The sequence below is a fragment of the Paraburkholderia nodosa DSM 21604 genome, from assembly GCF_000519185.1.
Classification (GTDB): Bacteria; Pseudomonadota; Gammaproteobacteria; order Burkholderiales; family Burkholderiaceae; genus Paraburkholderia; species Paraburkholderia nodosa.
Genome location: NZ_JAFA01000033.1, coordinates 91,879 through 97,878 on the forward strand (window position 1 = coordinate 91,879; position 6,000 = coordinate 97,878).

At 60.3% G+C, this 6,000-nt stretch carries 5 protein-coding genes and 1 pseudogene; 5 read left to right on the forward strand and 1 reads right to left on the reverse strand.

Annotation, left to right across the window (positions count from 1 at the left end; genetic code table 11):
* Positions 1–71 precede the first annotated feature (71 nt).
* Entirely contained in the window at positions 72–1,628 is a 1,557-nt protein-coding gene (locus A3CW_RS0133895) for a methyl-accepting chemotaxis protein (RefSeq protein WP_028207523.1), read from the forward strand.
* A gap of 337 nt (positions 1,629–1,965) precedes the next feature.
* Here A3CW_RS0133895 and A3CW_RS48430 read toward each other — a convergent pair.
* Positions 1,966–2,643: pseudogene (locus A3CW_RS48430) on the reverse strand (ISNCY family transposase); the annotation flags it as partial.
* Between the two features lie 50 nt (positions 2,644–2,693).
* Here A3CW_RS48430 and A3CW_RS48435 point away from each other — a divergent pair.
* The 4 genes from A3CW_RS48435 (at position 2,694) to A3CW_RS0133920 (ending at position 5,947) form a co-directional block, all read left to right on the forward strand.
* Positions 2,694–2,984, forward strand: a complete 291-nt coding sequence (locus A3CW_RS48435) for a DUF5372 family protein (RefSeq protein ID WP_063750872.1) — start codon at positions 2,694–2,696, stop codon at positions 2,982–2,984.
* 214 nt (positions 2,985–3,198) lie between these two features.
* Positions 3,199–3,609, forward strand: coding sequence for a helix-turn-helix domain-containing protein (locus A3CW_RS0133910; RefSeq protein WP_245623763.1), 411 nt, complete (start codon positions 3,199–3,201; stop codon positions 3,607–3,609).
* A gap of 119 nt (positions 3,610–3,728) precedes the next feature.
* Complete coding sequence (locus A3CW_RS0133915) at positions 3,729–3,896, forward strand: hypothetical protein (protein ID WP_211254090.1); 168 nt, start codon at positions 3,729–3,731, stop codon at positions 3,894–3,896.
* Positions 3,893–5,947 carry a recombinase family protein gene (locus A3CW_RS0133920; protein ID WP_028206507.1) on the forward strand — a complete coding sequence of 685 codons (2,055 nt, stop codon included), beginning with the start codon at positions 3,893–3,895 and terminating at the stop codon, positions 5,945–5,947. Before A3CW_RS0133915 ends, A3CW_RS0133920 begins: the two co-directional genes overlap by 4 nt.
* The last annotated feature ends 53 nt before the right edge of the window (positions 5,948–6,000 follow it).

The window sequence follows — 6,000 nt, forward strand, 5'->3', positions numbered from 1 at the left end:
TTCATATTAATAAAAAGTCGTCACGGCCCGCGTGAGAGATCTATTTGACACGTCATGAATCGGGGGGAAATATGCTCAAGGGATTCAGTATCAAAAGCGGGCTGACCTGCGTAATTTCGGTGTTTGTCGTCATCCTCGCCTTGACGAGTTCTGCGGGCATTCTGGCGCTGAAGCTGAACAACGACGCGCTGCGAGCCATGTATGAAGTTGATACCAGTTCGCTCGTCGCGCTGAAGACCAGTGACGCCTTGCTTCAGCGTGCACGCGTTTCGCTCGACAGCTACCTTTCGTTGTATGGTCTGGGCGACCCGGAACCGGCGTTGCTTTCGGGTGCGCGACAGGATTTAAAGGATTCCGAACTAGAATTCTCGAAGTATCTTTCGCTGCAATCGGGCACGGACTCCGAGGCGGCGAGGCAACTGACGGGGCGGCGGCGGTCGGTCCTCGACAAGGCAATCCTGCCAGCGGCTGACGCGCTCGGCCAAATGGATTTCGGCCGCTTCAAGGAACTCCAGGGGAAGGCGACACAGGATGCGGTGGCGTCTTATCAGAGCGCGATGAAGGAACGTGAGAGTGCGGTCGTCGACTTGCAACGGGAACGTTTTGCGCAGGCGCAGTCCCGCTTTCATTTGATGGTCGCCGTGCTTGCCGGAACGGCGATCGTCGCACTTGCCGTGGGAATAGTCGCGAGGCTGATCCTCGTCGGAATCGTTGTGCGCCCTGTCGCCGAAATCAAGGCACATCTCGCGCGCATTGCCTCAGGCAATCTTCAGGGTGATGTGCTCGCCGAATATCGGAACGAGATGGGAATGCTCATGGCGGACGTCAGGACGATGCAGGACGCGCTGGTGCGAACTGTCCGTAGCGTTCGCGGCGGAACGGAAACCATCAACGTCGGCGCACAGGAGATTGCCTCTGGCAGCGCAGATCTTTCCCGGCGAACCGAGCAACAGGCAGCGTCGCTTGAACTTGCTGCCGCGAACATGGCCCAGTTGACGCGGGCCGTCAAGAAAAACGCGGAGACAGCCAATACCGTGAGCCGACAGGCATTGGTGGCTTCACAAACAGCATCTGCCGGTGGCGAGGTGGTTCACGAAGTCGTCCGGACGATGCAAGGCATATCGGTGCATTCCAGCAAGGTCGCCGAAATCGTGGGCCTGATTGAAAGCATCGCCTTCCAGACCAACATTCTGGCGCTGAATGCCGCCGTCGAGGCGGCACGGGCTGGAGAACTCGGGCGCGGTTTTGCAGTCGTCGCCAGTGAAGTCCGAAGTCTCGCTCAGCGAAGTGCCCAGGCGGCAAAGGAGATCAAGCAGTTGATTGACGCTACCGTCGGAAAGATCGACGAGGGTTCGCTGCTCGCGCAAAGGGCGGGCACGATCATGACCGAGGTCGTGTCGTCAGTCACAGCGGTAAGCGGTTTGATGGCTGAGTTGCACCGGGCCACGCAGGAACAGAGCCACGACATCGAGCAGGTGAGTGGCGCGGTCGTGCAAATGGACACAACCACTCAGCAAAATGCAGCACTTGTCGAGCAGGCTGCAGCCGCAGCGCAATCGCTCAAGGAGCAGGCGGCGCTGCTCGACGATGTCGTTTCGGAATTCAAGATTGCATCGGGTACGTCGTGACTCTCCGGTCACTCAGACGGTATCGTTCACGAGCCCCGAGGTGTTGCCGCTCGCCAGCATTAACTGTGCGAGTTCCGCGGTTGCCGTTTGCAGCGCCGATTCGATGGTTGCCGTCGTGGACGACGAACCTGGTGTCCAAACACGACATCTGTATTTAGCGGAAACACGACATCTGAACTTGGGACTCACACGAAATGTCCCGGCCAAATAGAGATGTCCGATCTCCGGCTCAATAGAAATGTCGGGTTTTACCAAGGTTTGCTTCTGTCTTTCCCTGGTTCGATCTCCATTCCGTGTTGAAGGATAGCGTCTGAAGCCGCAGGGCGCTGGTGCCCATTCAGCGAGCCCTCGCAGACCGCCGGCCAGGTTTTGAATCTGGCTTTGGGGCCTGCGCCAGCTTCACGATCACCGCTTCCATGTCCGCCTTCGTGAACTCGCGCTGCTTCTTCGTGCCCGGTACGCGTTCGGCCCTGCGCACCTCGATGCCGCGGTTCGTGCGCGAGGGCGAGCCCGAGGCGCGCCGGTCGTCGCGCTGTGCCTGCAGTTCCTGCGCCACCGCGAGCGCATGCGCGAGCCGCTTGTGCTCGACCACCGCGCCCTGGTCCACCTCGGTGAGCCGGTCATACTCGCGATACGGCAGCACCTGCCCGTCAGCCCGAATCTCGATGCGCCCGTCCGGATACTCCCAGACCTCGATGTAGCGGTGAATGAGCTTGCGGTTCTCCGGCGTATCGTCCAGCAGGTACATCACGCGGTCGTACTGCACCGTCAATGCCTTCGTCACGCGCCGCGTCTCGCGCCAGGTGAGCAGGGCGTCCAGATTCTCATCCCCGCGCAGCGGCCGGTGCGCATCAAACGTGCTGCGCGGTGCCTTCGCAAAGCGCGTGTTGTAGGCGCGCATGAAGGCGGGCGCATACGCATTGGCATCGGCAACGGTGCTGATACCGCGCAGGCGCAGCTCCTTCACCAGGCGGTCCTGCAGCGTCAGATGCGCCCGCTCCACACGGCCCTTGGCAAAAGCAGTCAACTGCACGCGATCTGAACGATGAGACACAGTTATTCCGTATCACGCATCCCTTCCATCCGTTGTATGGGCGAGAGTTCGCGCTTGTGGATCGGCGCAACACGTGGGGAGAAGACCGCGTCTACTTCCACGACGACGCGGGTGACCTGAAACGTATGCCGGCAGCCTGGACGAGCGCCGCGGCGCCCGATGCATTCGAGATGGTTTCGGCGGGACGATCGCATTTCCGCATCGAAGATCTGTTGCAATTGACCATGCTGATTGCGCGGCACAAAGAAACTGGCGGACATCCAAAAAGGCGTTCGGGCGGGCGCAAGCCGTCAAGCAAATAATGCCATACATGTAAAATAAATTATGCCATTTGCGGAAGCAAGCGCGCTTAGACCCGGGTGAAATTCGTAATTCGCCGCGTGCTTGACAGGGGTGTCTGGTGAAATTCAAAAAAATGGCCTTGACATCGTCTGTTTATGGGCATAATTTACATTACATATGACCCGCACACGAAAGCCCGACCCCAAACTCGCTGCTCTCGAAGAGAGTGGCACGGTGAATCCGCGCCCTCAGGACATCGATGATCATGCCTTCGTTGGCAGCGACTTCTTCGATCCCCGGGATCTGGTTCAGGTCCGATACGAAATGCTGCGACGCGTGCGCGTGGAAGGGCAAACCGTCGCGGATGCCGCCGCACACTTCGGAGTCAGCCGGCCGACTTTCTACAAGGCACAGGCCGACTTCGAGCGCGATGGCCTCGCCGGGCTGCTGCCGGTCAAGCGGGGGCCGCACGGACCTCACAAGATTACCGATGAGGTGATGCGCTTCATCGAAGAAGCGCGCGCGACTCACGCTGAGCCGGACGTGCAGGAACTGGTTGATCTGATTGCGGAGCAGTTTGGCCTGGCGGTGCATCGACGCACCGTGGAACGCGCCCTGGCGCGTTTGAAAAAAAAACTGCGGTAAATCCTCCCGTAACGGCGCGCGATACCCAGTCCCTGAGCCGAAGCTACGAGATCTTGCGGCAGGAGGCTCTCGAGCCAGGCGGAGGCGGTCCGACGCTGATGCGAGGCCGTGCGCTGTTCATGTTCAAAGGCATGGCGGTCTGGATGAAGTCTGTGACCGAAGCGTTTCCGTTTAGTCCATTACCGGTTGCGCGGCCGGGCGGGCTGAACCTGCCTGCCAGTCTCGAACAGAACCTGGTCGCCGTCGTGGCGACGATGGCAATTGCGACAGCGGAGGTGATGGCATGACCGATCAGGCGCACGCGAAAGTTCAGGCCCGACATCTGAAAAGAGACGCCTACCTGTATGTCAGGCAGTCTACGTTGCGACAGCTGTTTGAGAATACCGAGAGCACCGAGCGCCAGTACAACCTGCGACAGCGCGCGATCGCCCTCGGATGGCAAACTGATCAGGTGGTCGTCATCGACTCGGACCTCGGCCTGTCTGGCGCGTCCTCGGTTGATCGCCAGGGGTTCCAGCGCCTGGTCGCTGAGGTAAGCCTGGGCCGCGCCGGGATTGTGATGGGGCTCGAGGTGTCGCGCCTGGCGCGCAACTCCACCGACTGGCATCGGCTACTGGAGATTTGCGCACTGGCCGACTGTCTGATCCTCGACGAGGATGGCGTCTACGATCCCGCGCACTTCAATGATCGATTGCTGCTCGGCCTGAAGGGCACGATGAGCGAGGCCGAGTTGCACGTCATGCGGGCACGACTGCGCGGCGGCATCCTCAATAAGGCACGTCGCGGAGAGCTGGAGATGCGGTTGCCCATCGGCTTTGTCTACGACACGGAATCGCGCGTGCGTCTGGATCCCGACGCACGTATCCAGGAAAGCATCCGGCATCTCTTCCGCACGTTTCGGCGCACCGGTTCGGCCACAGCAACTGTCAAGGCCTTCCGTGAGCAGGGCCTTCTGTTCCCGCATCGTGTCCACCACGGAGCACGCAAAGATGATGTGCTGTGGAGCGAGCTCGAGCACTCACGCGTACTGTGGGTTCTGCATCACCCGCGGTACGCAGGTGCGTACTGCTTCGGGCGCACGCGCAATCGCAATCATCCCGACGGGCAGAAGGTCAGCGCCCGGCTGCCCTCTGAGGAATGGGTGTCGCTGATCCCCGACGCCCACGAGGCCTATGTAAGCTGGGAAGAGTTCGAACAGAATGTTCAGGTGTTGCGGGAGAATGCCCACGCACTGGGCATGGATCGGGAAAAGGGCGCGCCGCGTGAGGGGCCGGCGCTGTTGCAAGGCCTCGCGATATGTGCCAAATGCGGTGAGCGGATGACAGTGCGCTATCACGTCCAGGGTACACGCAGGGTACCGGACTACATGTGCCAGCGCCACAGCGTCAAACATGGGCGGCCGGTGTGCCAGCATGTTCGCGGTGGAGAGCTTGACGAGGCCGTCGGCAGGTTGCTCGTGGAAACTGTCACGCCAGTCACACTTGAGGTCGCGCTTGCAGTACAGGAAGAACTTGAGAACCGCTCTGACGAGCGCGACCGACTGCACCGCCAGGAGTTTGAACGAGCACGCTACGAGGCCGATCTGGCGCGGCGCCGCTATATGCAGGTGGATCCCGCGAATCGACTGGTCGCGGATTCGCTTGAATCGGAATGGAATCAGGCGCTACGTGCTCTCACCGAAGCTCAGGACCACTACGAAAAGCAGCGCGAAGCTGATCGCGCAGGACTTAACGATAAACAGCGTGCAAGCATCATGACTCTCGCGAGAGACTTCCCTCGTCTCTGGAACGATCCGCGCACACCTGATCGCGAGCGAAAGCGCATGGCGCGACTGCTCATTGCTGATGTGACTTTGCTCAAGGGTGCAGACATCTGCGTTCAGGTCCGCTTTAATGGCGGCGCCACGCATACGCTACATGTGCCGCTGTCCAAGCCAGCGTGGATATTACGGCAAACCCCTCGCGCAGTCATCGCCGAAATGGACCGGCTTCTCAACGATTACACCGAGAGTGAAACGGCAGAGCAGCTTAATCGTCAGGGGCGCGCCTCCGGCTGGGGCAAGCGGTTTACTTCCAGAATGATCACGCGGCTTCGACTATCCCATAAGCTACCGAGTCATCATGACAGGCTGCGCGCACGCGGAATGCTCACCCTGGACGAGATCGCAGAGCAGTTGGATGTGATGCCGACGACGATCAAGACCTGGCGTCGTGCAGGCCTGCTTGTAGCGCAGCGCTACGACGACAAGGGAGGGTATCTCTTCGAACCGCCCGGCGCTGACGCACCGGTGAAATTCCAGCACCAGGGAAAGACCCGTGGCCGACGCTCGACCGCGTAAACACCAACTCAACCGACCTATGAGGTGCACTATGCAGCGCAGCCCTTGGCCGA